This is a genomic window from Streptomyces sp. NPDC006326 (assembly GCF_040612915.1).
In the GTDB taxonomy this organism is placed as follows: domain Bacteria; phylum Actinomycetota; class Actinomycetes; order Streptomycetales; family Streptomycetaceae; genus Streptomyces.
Window position 1 is genome coordinate 89408 of record NZ_JBEXRC010000011.1, and the last position, 15312, is coordinate 104719.

Annotated in this window: 14 protein-coding genes and 1 pseudogene; 9 read left to right on the forward strand and 6 right to left on the reverse strand. The window is 71.2% G+C overall.

Features of this window, described 5'->3' with window-relative positions; translation table 11 throughout:
- Positions 1–38: 38 nt before the first annotated feature.
- A complete protein-coding gene (locus ABZ128_RS11895; protein ID WP_356847765.1) occupies positions 39–506 on the forward strand; it encodes a hypothetical protein in 468 nt (155 codons plus the stop codon).
- Here ABZ128_RS11895 and ABZ128_RS11900 read toward each other — a convergent pair.
- From ABZ128_RS11900 to ABZ128_RS11920, 5 genes are all read right to left on the reverse strand, one after another.
- Positions 496–1710 (reverse strand): serine hydrolase domain-containing protein, encoded by a 1215-nt coding sequence (locus tag ABZ128_RS11900; RefSeq protein WP_356847767.1) that lies wholly within the window; start codon positions 1708–1710, stop codon positions 496–498. The two genes, ABZ128_RS11895 and ABZ128_RS11900, sit on opposite strands and share 11 nt — an antisense overlap.
- A gap of 145 nt (positions 1711–1855) precedes the next feature.
- Positions 1856–2578, reverse strand: a complete 723-nt coding sequence (locus tag ABZ128_RS11905) for a response regulator transcription factor (RefSeq protein WP_356847854.1) — start codon at positions 2576–2578, stop codon at positions 1856–1858.
- Positions 2575–3753 carry a histidine kinase gene (locus tag ABZ128_RS11910; RefSeq protein WP_356847768.1) on the reverse strand — a complete coding sequence of 393 codons (1179 nt, stop codon included), beginning with the start codon at positions 3751–3753 and terminating at the stop codon, positions 2575–2577. Before ABZ128_RS11910 ends, ABZ128_RS11905 begins: the two co-directional genes overlap by 4 nt.
- Entirely contained in the window at positions 3750–4442 is a 693-nt protein-coding gene (locus ABZ128_RS11915; protein ID WP_356847770.1) for a glycerophosphodiester phosphodiesterase, read from the reverse strand. The genes ABZ128_RS11910 and ABZ128_RS11915 overlap by 4 nt, the downstream gene beginning before the upstream one ends.
- A 21-nt stretch (positions 4443–4463) precedes the next feature.
- Complete coding sequence (locus tag ABZ128_RS11920; RefSeq protein WP_356847771.1) at positions 4464–5489, reverse strand: adenosine deaminase; 1026 nt, start codon at positions 5487–5489, stop codon at positions 4464–4466.
- Positions 5490–5600: 111 nt separating this feature from the next.
- On the opposite strand from ABZ128_RS11920, the gene ABZ128_RS11925 reads away from it, so the two are divergent.
- Positions 5601–6251: a DUF4190 domain-containing protein gene (locus tag ABZ128_RS11925; RefSeq protein WP_356847772.1), complete on the forward strand. Its 651-nt coding sequence runs from the start codon at positions 5601–5603 to the stop codon at positions 6249–6251.
- A gap of 658 nt (positions 6252–6909) precedes the next feature.
- On the opposite strand, the gene ABZ128_RS11930 is transcribed toward ABZ128_RS11925, so the two are convergent.
- Entirely contained in the window at positions 6910–7461 is a 552-nt protein-coding gene (locus tag ABZ128_RS11930) for an NADAR family protein (protein WP_356847773.1), read from the reverse strand.
- A 182-nt stretch (positions 7462–7643) separates the two neighbouring features.
- On the opposite strand from ABZ128_RS11930, the gene ABZ128_RS11935 reads away from it, so the two are divergent.
- The 7 genes and pseudogenes from ABZ128_RS11935 to ABZ128_RS11965 all read left to right on the forward strand — a co-directional run bounded on the left by ABZ128_RS11935 (position 7644) and on the right by ABZ128_RS11965 (position 15307).
- Entirely contained in the window at positions 7644–9158 is a 1515-nt protein-coding gene (locus ABZ128_RS11935) for a gamma-aminobutyraldehyde dehydrogenase (protein WP_356847775.1), read from the forward strand.
- Positions 9159–9207: 49 nt separating this feature from the next.
- Positions 9208–10458: a spermidine/putrescine ABC transporter substrate-binding protein gene (locus ABZ128_RS11940; RefSeq protein ID WP_356847776.1), complete on the forward strand. Its 1251-nt coding sequence runs from the start codon at positions 9208–9210 to the stop codon at positions 10456–10458.
- Positions 10459–10526: 68 nt separating this feature from the next.
- Entirely contained in the window at positions 10527–11678 is a 1152-nt protein-coding gene (locus tag ABZ128_RS11945; protein WP_356847778.1) for an ABC transporter ATP-binding protein, read from the forward strand.
- The gene (locus ABZ128_RS11950; protein ID WP_356847779.1) at positions 11675–12601 is read left to right on the forward strand and encodes an ABC transporter permease; all 927 of its coding nucleotides are present in this window, start codon (positions 11675–11677) and stop codon (positions 12599–12601) included. The genes ABZ128_RS11945 and ABZ128_RS11950 overlap by 4 nt, the downstream gene beginning before the upstream one ends.
- Positions 12601–13407, forward strand: coding sequence for an ABC transporter permease (locus ABZ128_RS11955; RefSeq protein ID WP_356847780.1), 807 nt, complete (start codon positions 12601–12603; stop codon positions 13405–13407). The genes ABZ128_RS11950 and ABZ128_RS11955 overlap by 1 nt, the downstream gene beginning before the upstream one ends.
- Positions 13408–13428: 21 nt before the next feature.
- A complete protein-coding gene (locus ABZ128_RS11960) occupies positions 13429–14847 on the forward strand; it encodes an FAD-dependent oxidoreductase (protein WP_356847782.1) in 1419 nt (472 codons plus the stop codon).
- A gap of 12 nt (positions 14848–14859) precedes the next feature.
- A pseudogene (locus ABZ128_RS11965) lies at positions 14860–15307 on the forward strand (hypothetical protein).
- The last annotated feature ends 5 nt before the right edge of the window (positions 15308–15312 follow it).

Here is a 15312-nt window from a genome sequence, read left to right on the forward strand (position 1 = left end):
GGCTGAACGCGTTCAGAAACGGGCGTAGGCTGCCGTGCATGAGCGAGAGAAGCGCCCTCGAACGGCGGATCCGTGTCTGGCTGGTCCTGTTCACCGTCTGCCTGGCCCTGAGCGGACTCACGGCCTTCCCACTGGTCAGTGAGCTGCACTGGGCCAACTCCCTGATGGCGAACGACTGGCTGCGGCGCGTCGGGGCCGGCCTGGACCAGGCGGATGCGGACTACCCCTTCCTCCTCTACGGCACCGACTGGCTCGCCTTCGCCCACCTGGTCATCGCGGTGTTCTTCTACGGGGTCCATCGCGACCCCGTCCGCAACATCTGGATCGTCGAAGCCGGCATGATCGCCTGCGCCGGGGTGATCCCGCTGGCGCTGATCTGCGGCCCCATCCGCGGCATCCCCTTCGGCTGGAGCCTGATCGACATGTCGTTCGGCGTGTTCGGAGTCATCCCCCTGCTGGTCCTGCGCCGGATGATCAAGCGCCTTGAGGCCATGCCTACTTCTTGAAGGCGGCCATCACGATGCCGAACGCCACCTTGTTCATCTCCTGGCCCTTGGCGTCCGTGGAGTTGACCGAGTAGACCAGCGTGCGGGAGAGGTCGCGTGTCCCGCCGATCACCGTGCTGTAGCCGTACCGCGAGCCCGTCTTGCCGTACGCCACCGTGCCGTCGGGTAGCACGAACCGCTTCAGGCCCGCCGTCTGCACCGCGTCCTCCCCGCTCTCGAAGTCCTTCACCGCGGGCACCGTGAACATCTCCTCCAGCTGCGCCTTCGGCACCAGCCGGCCCGAGAACAGGGCCATGGTGAACTTCTCCAGATCCGCCGTGGTCGATATCAGGTCCCCCGCAGCCCAGTTGGACCAGGAGTTCCACTCGCTGACATCGACCAGCGAGGTATCTCCGCCGGGCCGCCCCACCGCCTGGTAGCCGTGGTTGTACGGCCCCGGTATGCGGTTCTGCGCCGGAGACGGGAATGACGTGTGGTGCAGACCCAGGGGTTCGAGGATCCGCGCGGACACGGCCTTCTCGTACGTGGTCCCCGTCAGCTTCTCGATCAGCACGCCCAGGACCGTGTAGTCGATGTTGAGGTAGTGCTGCTTCTCGCCCGGCCGGAACTCCGGCCCCTTGGCCACCGCACCGGCGATCAGCGCGTGCGGGTCGACCACGTCGAAGCGGTGGGCGTACTGCGCCTCGAAGGAGTCCCCCGGGCCGTCGGCAGGCCGGATGCCGCTCGTGTAGTTCAGCAACTGCCGCACGGAGACCGGCTCGAAGCCGCCCGGGCCCTGCGGCAGCAGCCCCGGCAGGTACCGCTGCACCGGCTGGTCCAGGTCGACCTTCCCCTCGGCGGCCAACTGGAGCACCACCGCCGCCGTGAACGTCTTGGTCACCGAGCCCGCCCGGAACCGGGCCTGCGCCGACGCAGGCCGTCCCGTACGGATGTCGGCGACCCCGGAACTGCCCTGCCAGCTCCCGCTCGTACCCCCCACGCGGACCAGCGCCGCCGTGGCGTCCCCGCTGCCCGCCCCGACGCCGGCGAGCGCCTTGCGCAGCGCCGCCGCATCCGGCGGCGCCCGGAACACCGGCTGCTCGGCCCCGGCGGACACCGGGACGGGCGCCGCGGCCGGCCTCGGCGCGGCATTGGCGACGGCCGGACCAGCCGCCACTCCCAGGACCAGAGCGGTGGCGATCAGCGTGCGCATCCTGACCTTCATGACGGGAACCCCCTGTGAGCCATCCGGGCCCCTGCGGCCCCGATGACTCAATGCTGCAGGTCAGAGCCCCCGGCGCGGATCACCAGCGAGAGGGATCTTCACCGGTACGACAACTCACCGTCGCGAGGGATCCGACCGCCGTACCTCACTCCCCAGAGGGAGATACCTCCGCGCCACCCACCGCCTGCTGCTCCTCGACGGCCACCCCGGCCGTTATCAGGCCCGTCTCGTACGCGCAGATCACCGCCTGGATCCGGTCCCGCAGCCCCAGCTTCGCCAGCACGTTCCCCACGTGCGACTTCACCGTGTGCTCGCTGACCACCAGCGCCGCCGCGATCTCCGCGTTCGACAGCCCCCGCCCCAGGTGCAGCAGCGTCTCCCGCTCCCGGGCCGTCAGCACCTCCAGCCGCTGCGCCGGCAGCACGGCCGCCGCGGCCGGCCGCGCCGTCGCAGCCGTGTACTCCTCGATGAGCCGCCGGGCCACCGAAGGGGCCAGCAGCGAATCGCCCGCCGCCACCACCCGTACGGCATGCACCAGATCGTCCCGCCGCACGTCCTTCAGCAGGAACCCGCTCGCCCCCGCGTGCAACGCCTCGTACACGTACGCGTCGGAGTCGAAGGTCGTCAGCATCACCGTCCGGCACGCGGTCTGCGCCGTGATCGTCCGGCATGCCCCGATCCCGTCCAGCAGCGGCATCCGGATGTCCAGCAGCGCCACGTCCGGGGCCAGTTCCCGCACCGCCGCAACCGCAGCGGCGCCGTCCCCCGCCTCCGCGACGACCTCGATGTCCTCCTGCGCGTCCAGGATCATCGCGAACCCGCTGCGCACCAGCTCCTGGTCGTCCGCCACCACCACACGGATCGTCAACACCCCACCTCCTCCGGCGAGGTTACAAGCGACAGTTCCACCCGGAAGCCGCGCCCGCCCGGCCCCGGACCGCAGACCGCCGTGCCGCCGTGCGCCGCCGCCCGCTCCCGGATCCCGATCAGCCCGTGCCCGCCGCGGTGACCCCCGGCACCCGGGCCTCCCCGCCCGTCGTCCACCACCGCCACCCTCAACTCCCGCGGCCCGTACTCCAGCAGCACGGACACCCGGGACGCCCGGGCGTGCTTCACCACGTTCGTCAGCGCCTCCTGCACCACCCGGTGCACCGTCGCCTCCAGCGCCGCCGGCAGCCCGCGCACCGTCCCCGTCCGCTCGTACACCACCTCCAGGCCGCTGCCCCGGACCCGCTCCAGCAGCCCCGGCAGCTCCGCGATCCCGGGCTGCGGCGCGCGCGGGGCCGCCGCTTCCTCGGTCCGCAGCACCCCCAGCATCGTGCGCAGCTGCGCCATCGCGTCCCGCCCGGTCTCGGCGATCGCGTCGAAGGCGGCCTCCGCCCGCTCGGGGGCCCGCCGTACCGCCACCGGACCCGCCTCCGCCTGCACGATCATGATGCTGACCGCGTGCGAGAGGACGTCGTGCATCTCCCGCGCGATCCTGGCGCGTTCGCGCGCCGCGGCCTGTTCCGCCTCGATCCGGTTCGCCCGCTCCAGCTGGGCCGCCCGGTCCTCCACCGCCGCCGTGTACGCCAGCCGTGTGGCCTGCAGCCGCCCCAGCACGGCGGCCGCCCCGAACACGAACAGCGCGAACAGCAGCTCCTTGGCGGTCCGGGTGTGGACGGCGACCGAAGCGAAGATCACCACCGTCACCACCCCGGCCATGACGAGGCGCACCCGCGCCGTGCACAGCAGCGCGATCGTGTAGACGGCGACCAGCGCGGCGTACGGCAGCGGCTGCCCCGGACCGTCCAGGGCCAGCCGGTAGAGCGAGCCCGCCGCCATCACCCCGAAAGCCACCGCCACGGGTGCCCGCCGCCGCCACACCAGCGGCAGGTTCATCAGCGTGGTCAGCAGGTACGCCGCCCAGGTCGCCGGGGACTCGCGCGGATCGCGCGGCACGACGAACGGGATCGTCGTCGCCCCCTGCACCAGCAGCGTCAGCCCCAGGTCCTGCCACCGCGGATCGGCGCGCCGGATCCGCTCCCCGAGGGTGCGTATCACCGGCCGAGCCCGGCCCGTACGGCGGACAGCGCGTCGATCCGGTTCGTGGTCACCGAGTCCGCCCCCGCCTCGATCACCCTGCGCATCGACCGCTTCGTGTCCGCCGTCCAGGCCGACACCAGCAGGCCGTCCCGGTGCAGGGCGTCCGTCAGCTCCCGGCTGACCAGCCCGAAGCGGTAGTTGAGCCACCGCGGCGCCACCGCGTCGATCAGCACCCGGCGCGGCGGGGACAGCGTGGTCCACGTCAGGGCGATCTCCGCACCCGGATCGGCGGCGCGCACGGCCAGCATGCCCGCCGGACCCGCGCAGTAGTACGTGCGCTCGCGCGCCCCGCACTCGCGCACCTGCCCGACGACGGTCCGCACGGACTCGTACGTGGCACCCGGCAGGTCGATCAGCACCCGCCCCGAGCCGGCCGCCGCCAGGGCCTCGCGCAGGGTCGGGACCCCGCCCTGCGTCAACTCCTTGAGCTGCGGGGCCGTGACGGCGTCGAGGCGCACGTCATGGCCCCACAGCCGCTGGAGCGTGTCGTCGTGGAGGAGCACGGCCTCGCCGTCGCGGGTCAGCCGTACGTCGATCTCGACCGCGTCCGCTCCGCGGGCGAACGCCGAGCGGATCGAGTCCAGGGTGTTCTCGCGGACACGGTAGGGATCACCGCGGTGGGCGACGGCAGTCAGGGGGGTGCGCATGGCCCCCATTCTGCGCAGGCGTCAGCGCGCGAGCCAGGCGGCGGTGTACGTGTCGATCTCCTCCTTGATGCGGGCCTTTCCGGCCTCGTCCAGGAAGGAGGCCTCGACCGCGTTCTTCGCCAGCTGCGCGAGACCGCGCTCGTCGAGGTCGAGGAGCCGGGCGGCGACCGCGTACTCGTTGTTGAGGTCGGAGCCGAACATCGGCGGGTCATCGCTGTTGATGGTGACGAGCACGCCCGCCTGCACCATCTCCTTGACGGGGTGGCGCTCCAGGTCGGTCACCGCGCGGGTGGCGATGTTCGAGGTGGGGCACACCTCCAGCGCGATGCGGTGCTCGGCGAGGTACGCGAGGAGAGCGGGGTCCTGGGTGGCGCTCGTGCCGTGGCCGACGCGTTCGGCGCCGAGCTCGCGGATGGCGTCCCAGATCGTCTCCGGGCCCGTGGTCTCGCCGGCGTGCGGCACGCTGTGCAGGCCGGCGGCCCGGGCGGCGTCGAAGTACGGCTTGAACTGCGGTCGCGGGACACCGATCTCGGGGCCGCCGAGGCCGAAGGAGACCAGGCCCTCGGGGCGCAGGTCGACGGCGAGGCGGGCGGTTTCGGCGGCTGCTTCCAGCCCGGCCTCGCCGGGGATGTCGAAGCACCAGCGCAGGATGACGCCGAGCTCGGCCTCGGCGGCCTTGCGGGCGTCCTCGATGGCCTCCATGAAGGCGTTCTCGTCGATGCCGCGGCGGGTGGACGAGTAGGGGGTGATGGTCAGCTCGGCGTAGCGGATGTTCTGCCGGGCCATGTCGCGGGCGACTTCGAAGGTGAGCGTGCGGACGTCGTCGGGGGTGCGGACCAGGTCCACGACGGACAGGTAGACCTCGATGAAGTGCGCGAAGTCGGTGAAGGTGAAGTAGTCGGCGAGCGCCTCGGGATCGGTGGGGACCTTCGAGTCGGGGTGGCGGGCGGCCAGTTCGGCCACGATGCGGGGGGAGGCCGAGCCGACGTGGTGGACGTGGAGTTCCGCCTTGGGCAGCCCCGCGATGAAGGGGGTCAGGTCGGACATGGGGAAGCCTCCGGAAGGGCGCGCGGTGCGGACAGATCGGGCCTCATCGTAGGCAGCCCGGGGGCTGTCGGCGGCAGCGCATAGCATGGCCGTACGAGAAGGGGGAGCCGCATGACCGACCAGAGCCCCGAGGCGAGGGATCCGTGGGCGCCGCCGGAGCGGCCGGCGGCGCAGCCGGGGCGGCCGCAGGCCGCCCAGGGCACGCCGGGTCCGCCGAGCGTGCACGACCAGGCCACGATCGCGGGGATGCCGGGTGCCGGGCAGCCGCCCGGGCCCATATCCGGGCCCGCGCCGATATCCGCGCCGGGAGCGGCGCAGCAGCCGCCCGCCTACGGGTACCCGGCTCAGCCGGATCCGGCGGGGTACGCCCACCCCGGGCCCCAGCCGGCCCCGCAGGGCTACGGCGGCTATCCGGGCTATCCGGGATACCCCGGCTACCCCTTCCAGCAGCAGAAGAGCAACGGGTTCGGGATCACCGCCCTCGTCCTCGGCATCATCGGCGTGGTCACCTGCTACCTGGGCCTCCTGTTCGGCGTCCCGGCGGTCATCTTCGGCGTCCTGGGCCGCGGCAAGGCGCGGCGCGGCGAGGCCGACAACGACGGCATGGCACTGGCCGGCATCATCCTGGGCGCGGTCGGCATCCTCATCAGCATCCTGATGATCGTGCTCGTGATCGCCGGTGTCATGCTCAGCGACTCCTCGGGAACCGGCTCCGACCACGACAGCCCGTACGGGAACTCCCGGGTCCGCGAGCGGATCTGAGCCGACGGCACCCGGCATCACCCTCCCGTTACCCGGCGGGGTTCCGGGTGCAGACGGGGACCTCCCGCGGCACCAGGGCGGTCGGATCGCCCCGCAGCGGTGGCTGGCCTGCCCGTCGGTGACGATCACAACCAGGTCGTGACCCTTGAAGGGCCGGCGCACGGCCTGGGAGGTGCGGGTGCCGGCCAGGTCCGCGAACCGCTCCGGCCTGAGCCGTGAGCGGTCCGACGGCGGCGACGCCATCGCGCTGGACCGGTCGACGAGCTCCGGCGTCCGGCCCGGCGCCAGCTCCAGGCGTCACCCCCAGCGCAGCGGGGGCGTGCCGGTAGGCGGCCGGAGCGCAGGTTGCGCAGCAGCGCCATCGGGCCCGTGGACGGACGACCGCCTCCCAGGCGGCCGCGTCCAGTGCGCTCCGGTACCGAAGGCGGCCACGGCGAGCAGGAACAGCTCCGAGGACGTGTTGCCGGGCGGGCTTCCGAGCTGCTCCAGCGGCCGTGCCCGGGCGGGATCCGAACCCGCGGCCTCCTGGTCCCCGAAGTGACCGGCGCCTGCGCACCGGCCCCCGAACCCGTGGCCGCCCCGACAGTGGACGCAGGTCACGCCTGCGCACCTGGACGACGCCTCGGCCGGGCGGCCCCTCCGGGGCGTCGTCCGGTGTCTACGCTGCCGCCCGCAGCCGGTCCCTGGCCTCCATCAGGGCGAAGCCCAGCAGGTTCAGGCCGCGCCAGCGGGAGGGGTCCAGGGTGCGCTCGTCGTCGGCCGCCAGCCCGATGCCCCAGATGCGGTCCAGCGGGCTGGCCTCCACCAGCACCCGGTCCCCGGTGGACAGCAGGTAGGAGCGCAGCGCCGGCGTCGAGCCGAACTTGTGGACGCTGCCCTCCACCACCAGGGCGAACCGCTCGCGCTCCCAGACCGCCTCGTCGAAGCCGCGCACCAGCCGCCCGGCCTTCTTGGCCTCGGCCGGACTCCCGGCCTCCACGGCGGCGCGCTCGGCCTGCGCGTCCCCGAACAGCCGCGCCTTCCCGGCCATCATCCAGTGCTCGGCGGTGTCATAACGGACATCACCCACAGTGAAGGGAGAGGGCCACCACTGGCTCATACAGCTCGGCCCCAGCGTCCCGTCGGGCCGCGGACGGTGTCCCCAGAACGGCAGGTACTTCACCCGCTCACCGCGGCTGACCTGCTCGATCAACTTGTCGATCATCTCCATGCACGCGAGTCTTGCAGTCGCCACGGACACTTCGTACGGGATTTGAGGTGTCCCTCGACACATGGTCGACCGATTCCGTCGCGTAATCAAAAGGCAACAACGGAATCACTTGGCGGTGGGGAACACCTCTGCCAGGATCGGCAATCAATTCGAGCTGAAGCTACGGAGAGCGTGAGAGCGTCATGGGTAATCGCTTCCAGGTCAAGGACCGCTTCGCAGACGGCGCGCAGTACATCGACGGGCAGCTCAGGCCCGGCACCTCCGGACGGTCGCACACCATCGTCGACCCGGCCACGGGCGAGCAGGTGCTCACCTACGAGCTCGCCTCCACCGCCGATGTCGACGAGGCCGTCGCCGCCGCCAAGCGGGCCTTCCCCGCCTGGTCGGCAGCCACCCCGGGCGAGCGCTCGGACGCCCTGCACCGGCTGGCCGCCGTGCTCGCCGAGCAGGCCGAGGACTTCGCGTACGCCGAATCCCTCCAGTGCGGCAAGCCGATCAAGCTGTCCACGGAGTTCGACGTCCCCGGGACCATCGACAACACCGCCTTCTTCGCGGGGGCGGCCCGCCACCTCCAGGGCCAGGCGGCCGCCGAGTACTCCGGCGACCACACCTCCTACGTCCGCCGCGAGGCGATCGGGGTCGTCGGCTCCATCGCCCCGTGGAACTATCCGCTCCAGATGGCGGCCTGGAAGATCCTCCCGGCCGTCGCCGCCGGGAATACCATCGTCCTCAAGCCCGCCGAGCTCACCCCCCTCACCTCGCTGATGTTCGCCCAGGCGGCCAAGGAGGCGGGCCTACCCGACGGTGTGATCAACATCGTCACGGGCGCAGGCCGGGACGCGGGCGAGCACCTCGTCGGGCATCCGGACGTGGTCATGACCTCCTTCACCGGTTCCACCGCCGTCGGCAAGCGCGTCGCCGAGATCGCGACCGCCACCGTCAAGCGGCTCCACCTGGAGCTCGGCGGCAAGGCGCCCTTCCTCGTCTTCGACGACGCCGACCTGGAGGCCGCCGCGCACGGCGCCGTCGCCGCCTCCCTCATCAACACCGGCCAGGACTGCACCGCCGCCACCCGCGCGTACGTCCAGCGGCCCCTGCACGACGCCTTCGTCGCCCGCGTCGCCGCGCTCATGGAGACCGTCCGCCTCGGCGACCCCTTCGACACGGCCACCGACCTCGGCCCGCTGGTCTCGCACGCCCAGCGCGACCGGGTCGCCGGCTTCGTGGAGCGGGCTCGCACGTACGCCACCGTGGTCACCGGCGGCGAGGTTCCCGGAGGGGGGCTGGAGGAGGGGGCCTACTACCGGCCTACCCTGATCACCGGCGCCGCCCAGGACAGCGAGGTCGTCCAGTCGGAGATCTTCGGTCCGGTCCTGGTCGTCCTGCCCTTCGACACCGACGACGAGGGCATCGCGCTGGCCAACGACACCCCGTACGGACTGGCAGCCTCCGCCTGGAGCCGGGACGTCTACCGGGCGAACCGCGCCACCCGCGAGATCAAGGCGGGCTGCGTCTGGGTGAACGACCACATCCCGATCATCAGCGAGATGCCCCACGGGGGCTACAAGGCCAGCGGCTTCGGAAAGGACATGAGCGCCTACTCCTTCGACGAGTACACGCAGGTCAAGCACGTCATGTACGACAACACTGCGGTCGCCGCGAAGGACTGGCACCGCACGATCTTCGGGGACCGATAGCCACCACCGCCGTTCGACCAGCGGCCCACCTCCCGAAAGGGCACAGCGCATGGAGCAGTTCGAGCCCGACCGCCTCTCGGCGGCGCAACTCGCCGCGATGCGGCGCAGCCTCACCAGCGGGCGCGGCGCCCTCACCCGCCGCTCACTGCTGCGCGCCTCCGGTGTCGGGGCGCTCACCCTCGGTGGCCTCGCCTCCCTGTCCGCCTGCGGCATTCCGCCGGCCCAGCGCGCGGGGGACTCGGCGGCGGCCTCCGACGACCACTCGGCACAGGAGAAGGAGATCAACTTCTCCAACTGGACCGAGTACATGGACATCAGCGACGACGAGAAGACCCACCCCACGCTGGAGGAATTCACCAAGCGGACCGGGATCAAGGTCAAGTACACCGAGGACATCAACGACAACGTCGAGTTCTTCGGCAAGATCCGCCCGCAGCTCGCGGCCGGCCAGGACACCGGCCGCGACCTGATCGTCGTCACCGACTGGCTCGCCGCCCGCATCATCCGGCTCGGCTGGGCCCAGAAACTGGACCCCTCCCACCTCCCGCACGCCTACGCCAACCTGATCCCGCAGTTCCGCAACCCCGACTGGGACCCGGGCCGCGCCCACAGCTACCCGTGGACCGGCATCGACACCGTCATCGCCTACAACGCCAAGGCCACCGGCGGCAAGAAGGTCGACTCCGTCACGCAGCTGCTCGACGACCCCTCCCTCAAGGGCCGGGTCGGCTTCCTCACCGAGATGCGCGACAGCGTCGGCATGACCCTGCTCGACCAGGGCAAGGACCCGGCCACCTTCACCACCGCCGACTTCGACGCGGCCATCGGCCGGCTCCAGAAGGGCGTGGACACCAAGCAGATCCGCCGCTTCACCGGCAACGACTACACCTCGGACCTCGACAAGGGCGACCTGGCGGCCTGCCTGGCCTGGGCCGGCGACGTCATCCAGCTCCAGGCAGGCAACCCGGACATCAAGTACGCGATCCCCGCCCCCGGTTACATCACCTCCAGCGACAACCTCCTGGTCCCCGCCAAGGCCCGGCACAAGGCCAACGCCGAGAAGCTCATCGACTTCTACTACGAGCCGCCGATCGCCGCCCAGCTGGCCGCCTTCATCAGTTACGTCTGCCCGGTCGAGGGCGTCAAGGAAGACCTTGCCAAGATCAACCCTGAGCTCGCGGACAACCCCCTGATCATTCCGGACAAGGCGATGTCCGCCAAGGCGCACGCCTTCCGCTCCCTCACCAGCGAGGAGGAGACCGCGTACGAGGAGAAGTTCGCCAAGCTCATCGGAGCATGACGCACACCCCCGTACCGGTAACCGCACTCCGCCCCTTGTGACGACACCACCACCGAAGGCCCAGGTCCATGACTGACAAGACCGCGGGCGGCGACGTCCGCCTCGCCGGGATCAGCAAGCACTACGGCACGTTCACCGCCGTGCACCCGCTGGATCTCACCATCCCCCAGGGTTCCTTCTTCGCCCTGCTCGGCGCCTCGGGCTGCGGGAAGACCACCACCCTGCGCATGATCGCCGGTCTGGAGGAGCCCTCCACCGGCACCGTCCACCTCGGCGAGCGCGAGGTCACCCACCTGCCGCCCTACAAGCGCCCGGTCAACACGGTCTTCCAGAGCTACGCACTGTTCCCGCACCTGAACATCTACGAGAACGTGGCCTTCGGACTGCGCCGCCGCGGCATCAAGTCCGTCAAGAAGCAGGTCGAGGACATGCTCGAACTCGTCGAGCTCGGCCAGTTCGCCCAGCGCAAGCCCCACCAGCTCTCCGGTGGCCAGCAGCAGCGCGTCGCCGTCGCCCGCGCGCTCATCAACCACCCGCAGGTGCTCCTGCTCGACGAGCCCCTCGGCGCCCTCGACCTCAAGCTGCGCCGCCAGATGCAGCTGGAGCTCAAGCGGATCCAGACCGAGGTCGGCATCACCTTCGTGCACGTCACGCACGACCAGGAGGAGGCCATGACCATGGCCGACACGGTCGCCGTGATGAACGCCGGCCGGGTCGAGCAGCTCGGCGCGCCCGCCGAGCTCTACGAGAACCCGCGCACCACCTTCGTCGCCAACTTCCTCGGCACCTCGAACCTCATCGAGGCCGAGGTGCTGGAGGCCGGCAGCGCCGACGTCGCCGTCTCCAGTGCGGGCACCAAGCTCCGGCTGCCCGCGGCCCGCTGTTCGACCACGCCCAAGGCCGGCGGGAAGCTGCTGGTCGGCGTGCGTCCGGAGAAGATCTCCCTGGTCCCCGCGGCCGAGGAGGGCACCATCGCCGCCGGCCGCAACAAGGTCCACGGCCGCATCGCCGACTCCTCCTTCATCGGCGTCTCCACGCAGTACGTGATCGACAGCCCGGTCTGCCCCGAGCTGGAGGTCTACGTCCAGAACATCGAGCGCGACTCCCGCCTCACCCCCGGCGCCCAGGTGGTCCTGCACTGGAACCCGGAGCACACCTTCGGCCTCGACGCCGCCCAGAACATCGACGCGGGCATCGAGACGGTCGAGGAGAGCGCATGACCGCCCCCGTCGCACTGCCCGAGGTCGCCGCGGGTGAACCCCCGGCGCACAGGCCCTCCCGGCGCAAGCGGCTCGTCCCGTACTGGCTGCTGCTGCCCGGCATCGTGTGGCTGCTGGTCTTCTTCGTGCTCCCGATGGTCTACCAGGCCTCCACCTCGGTGCAGACCGGCTCCCTCGAAGAGGGCTTCGAGGTCACCTGGCACTTCCGGACCTACTGGGACGCCCTGGCCGAGTACTACCCGCAGTTCCTGCGCTCCCTGGCGTACGCCGGCACCGCGACCGTACTGTGCCTGCTGCTCGGCTACCCGCTGGCCTACCTGATCGCCTTCAAGGCGGGCCGCTGGCGCAACCTGCTGCTCGTGCTGGTCGTCGCGCCGTTCTTCACCAGCTTCCTGATCCGCACCCTCGCCTGGAAGACGATCCTGGCCGACGGCGGACCCGTCGTCGCCGTCCTGAACAAGATCGGCTTCCTGGACGTCACCGGCTGGCTCGGCATCACCCAGGGCGACCGGGTGCTGGCCACGCCGCTCGCCGTGGTCTGCGGTCTGACGTACAACTTCCTCCCCTTCATGATCCTGCCGCTCTACACCTCGCTGGAGCGCATCGACACCCGCCTCCACGAGGCGGCCGGGGACCTGTACGCCACGCCCGCCACCGCCTTCCGCAAGGTGACCTTCCCGCTCTCCATGCCGGGCGTGGTCTCCGGGACCCTGCTCACCTTCATCCCGGCGAGCGGCGACTACGTCAACGCCGAGCTGCTCGGCTCGACGGACACCCGGATGATCGGCAACGTCATCCAGTCGCAGTACCTGCGGATCCTCGACTACCCGACGGCGGCCGCGCTGTCCTTCATCCTCATGGCCATCGTGCTGATCATGGTCACCATCTACATCCGCCGCGCGGGGACGGAGGACCTGGTCTGATGCGTACGCTCACCGGCTGGCTGCGCCGCCACCTCGTCGTCCTCCTGGGGCTGTGCACGCTCGCGTACATGATCCTGCCGAACGTCGTGGTGACGGTCTTCTCCTTCAACAACCCCACCGGGCGCTTCAACTACGCCTGGCAGGAGTTCTCGCTGGACGCCTGGAAGGACCCCTGCGGGGTCGCCGACCTGTGCGGTTCCCTCTCCCTCTCGCTCCAGATCGCCCTGTGGGCCACCCTCGGCGCGACGGTCCTCGGCACGGCCATCGCCTTCGCGCTCGTCCGCTACCGCTTCCGGGCGCGCGGCGCGGTCAACTCCCTGATCTTCCTGCCGATGGCCATGCCCGAGATCGTGATGGCGGCCTCGCTGCTCGCGCTCTTCCTCAACATGGGCATTCAGCTGGGCTTCTGGACGATCCTGATCGCCCACATCATGTTCTGCCTCAGCTTCGTCGTCGCCGCCGTGAAGGCGCGCGTGCTGTCCATGGACCCGCGGCTGGAGGAGGCCGCCCGCGACCTCTACGCGGGTCCGGTGCAGACCTTCGTACGGGTCACCCTGCCGATCGCGGCACCCGGTATCGCGGCGGGCGCGCTGCTGTCCTTCGCGCTCTCGTTCGACGACTTCATCATCACCAACTTCAACTCGGGCAACACCGTCACCTTCCCCATGTTCGTGTGGGGATCGGCCCAGCGCGGTACGCCCGTGCAGATCAATGTCATCGGCACGGCGATGTTCGTCATCGCGGTGCTGGTGGTCTTCGCCGCCCAGCTGGTCGGCAACCGCCGCAAGAAGGCACAAGCCAAGTAACCCCGTAGGGAGTTGGAAGACATGGCCCCAGTCGCCATGCGAAGCGTTGCACAATCCCTTTCCGAAGCACTGCCGGTCTCGTACTGGCTGGACGACCCCGGCAAGCCCGCCGCGCAGCCGGCGCTGACCTCGGACGAGGCCTGCGACCTGCTGGTCATCGGCGGCGGGTACAGCGGGCTGTGGACCGCCCTGATCGCCAAGGAGCGTGATCCCGCACGCGACGTGGTCCTGATCGAGAGCAAGGAGGCGGGCTGGGCCGCCTCCGGGCGCAACGGCGGTTTCTGCGCGGCCTCCCTCACCCACGGCCTCGCCAACGGCCTGGCCCGCTGGCCCGCCGAGCTCGCCAAGCTGGAGGAGCTGGGCGCGCGCAACCTCGACGAGATCGAGGCGGCCATCGCCCGCTACGGCATCGACTGCGATTTCGAGCGCACCGGCGAGATCGACGTCGCCACCGAGCCCCACCAGGTCGGCGAGCTGCGCGAACTGTACGAAGAGGCCCAGAAGCTGGGCCTGGCGGGCGGCTCCCGCTGGCTGGAGCAGGGCGAGCTGCGCGCCGAGATCGACTCCCCGACCTTCCTCGCGGGCCTGTGGGACACCGACGGCGTGGCCATGCTCAACCCGGCCCGGCTCGCCTGGGGTCTGAAGCAGGCCTGTCTGGACCTCGGGGTGCGGATCTACGAGAACACCCGCGGCCTCTCGCTGGCCGCCTCCGGCGCCGGGATGGCGGTGCGCACCCCGTACGGGCGGATCTTCGCCCGCCGGGTGGCCCTCGGCACCAACATCTTCCCCTCGCTGGTGAAGCGGATCCGCCCGTTCACGGTCCCGGTCTACGACTACGCGCTGATGACCGAGCCGCTGACCGCCGAGCAGCTGGGGGCCATCGGCTGGAAGAACCGCCAGGGCCTGGGCGACAGCGCCAACCAGTTCCACTACTTCCGCATCACCCCCGACCACCGCATCCTGTGGGGCGGCTACGACGCCATCTACCCCTACCGCGGCAAGCTGGACTCCGAGTACGACCACCGCCCCGAGACCTACCTCAAGCTGGCGCAGCACTTCTTCACGGCCTTCCCGCAGCTGGAGGGCATCAAGTTCAGCCATGCCTGGGGCGGGGCCATCGACACCTGCTCGCGCTTCTCCGCCTTCTTCGGCACGGCGCACTCCGGCCGGGTCGCCTATGCCGCCGGCTACACCGGGCTCGGTGTCGGCGCCACCCGCTTCGGCGCGGAGGTGATGCTCGACCTGCTGGACGGAGCGCGCACCGAGCGGACCGAACTGGAGATGGTGAAGTCGCGCCCCATGCCGTTCCCGCCGGAGCCGTTCGCCTGGACCGGGATCACCCTCACGAAGTGGTCGCTGGCCCGCGCCGACGCCCGCGGAGGCCGGCGCAACCTCTGGCTGAAGGCCCTGGACCGCCTCGGTCTCGGCTTCGACAGCTGAGCAGCCGACCAGCTGAGCAGCCGAGCGCGCGGGGCCCGGGCGCGGGGGCGTACGCCGCCGCCCCGGCGGCGGTGGAAGCACAGCCCCCTCGGGGTCGCCCTGCTGCCCGCCGGCCGGCAGTGGGACGTGCTGATCCTGCCCGGAGAGCTGGGACGGGCCACGCTCGACGTGCTGCTGCTCCTGCGGGAGAGGCCCGGCCCGGTGCTCGCCGAGTCCGGTGACGGGCGGCTGGGCTTCTTCGTGCCCGCCGGGACGGCGTCCCGCTGGATCGCGACCGGCGTACGGGGGGCGGCGGCGCGGGAGCTGGATCGCGGTCCCGTACCCCGGCAGGGCGACGGGCGCGGTGCACTGGCGGGTGCTCCCGGACGGGCGCGGGACGCTCACGGACCCGGCGGTGCTGGAGCTCGCCATGCACGAGGCGGCGGCGCGGCCGGCGGGGGCGGAGCGCCGTACCCCGTGACGATC

Excerpts from the sequence above, each read along its gene's own strand:
- ABZ128_RS11895 (WP_356847765.1), top strand. The coding sequence starts at position 39 with ATGAGCGAGAGAAGCGCCCTCGAACGGCGGATCCGTGTCTGGCTGGTC.
- ABZ128_RS11900 (WP_356847767.1), bottom strand. The coding sequence starts at position 1,710 with ATGAAGGTCAGGATGCGCACGCTGATCGCCACCGCTCTGGTCCTGGGA.
- ABZ128_RS11915 (WP_356847770.1), bottom strand. The coding sequence starts at position 4,442 with ATGCGCACCCCCCTGACTGCCGTCGCCCACCGCGGTGATCCCTACCGT.
- ABZ128_RS11920 (WP_356847771.1), bottom strand. The coding sequence starts at position 5,489 with ATGTCCGACCTGACCCCCTTCATCGCGGGGCTGCCCAAGGCGGAACTC.
- ABZ128_RS11925 (WP_356847772.1), top strand. The coding sequence starts at position 5,601 with ATGACCGACCAGAGCCCCGAGGCGAGGGATCCGTGGGCGCCGCCGGAG.
- ABZ128_RS11930 (WP_356847773.1), bottom strand. The coding sequence starts at position 7,461 with ATGGAGATGATCGACAAGTTGATCGAGCAGGTCAGCCGCGGTGAGCGG.
- ABZ128_RS11935 (WP_356847775.1), top strand. The coding sequence starts at position 7,644 with ATGGGTAATCGCTTCCAGGTCAAGGACCGCTTCGCAGACGGCGCGCAG.
- ABZ128_RS11940 (WP_356847776.1), top strand. The coding sequence starts at position 9,208 with ATGGAGCAGTTCGAGCCCGACCGCCTCTCGGCGGCGCAACTCGCCGCG.
- ABZ128_RS11945 (WP_356847778.1), top strand. The coding sequence starts at position 10,527 with ATGACTGACAAGACCGCGGGCGGCGACGTCCGCCTCGCCGGGATCAGC.
- ABZ128_RS11950 (WP_356847779.1), top strand. The coding sequence starts at position 11,675 with ATGACCGCCCCCGTCGCACTGCCCGAGGTCGCCGCGGGTGAACCCCCG.
- ABZ128_RS11955 (WP_356847780.1), top strand. The coding sequence starts at position 12,601 with ATGCGTACGCTCACCGGCTGGCTGCGCCGCCACCTCGTCGTCCTCCTG.
- ABZ128_RS11960 (WP_356847782.1), top strand. The coding sequence starts at position 13,429 with ATGGCCCCAGTCGCCATGCGAAGCGTTGCACAATCCCTTTCCGAAGCA.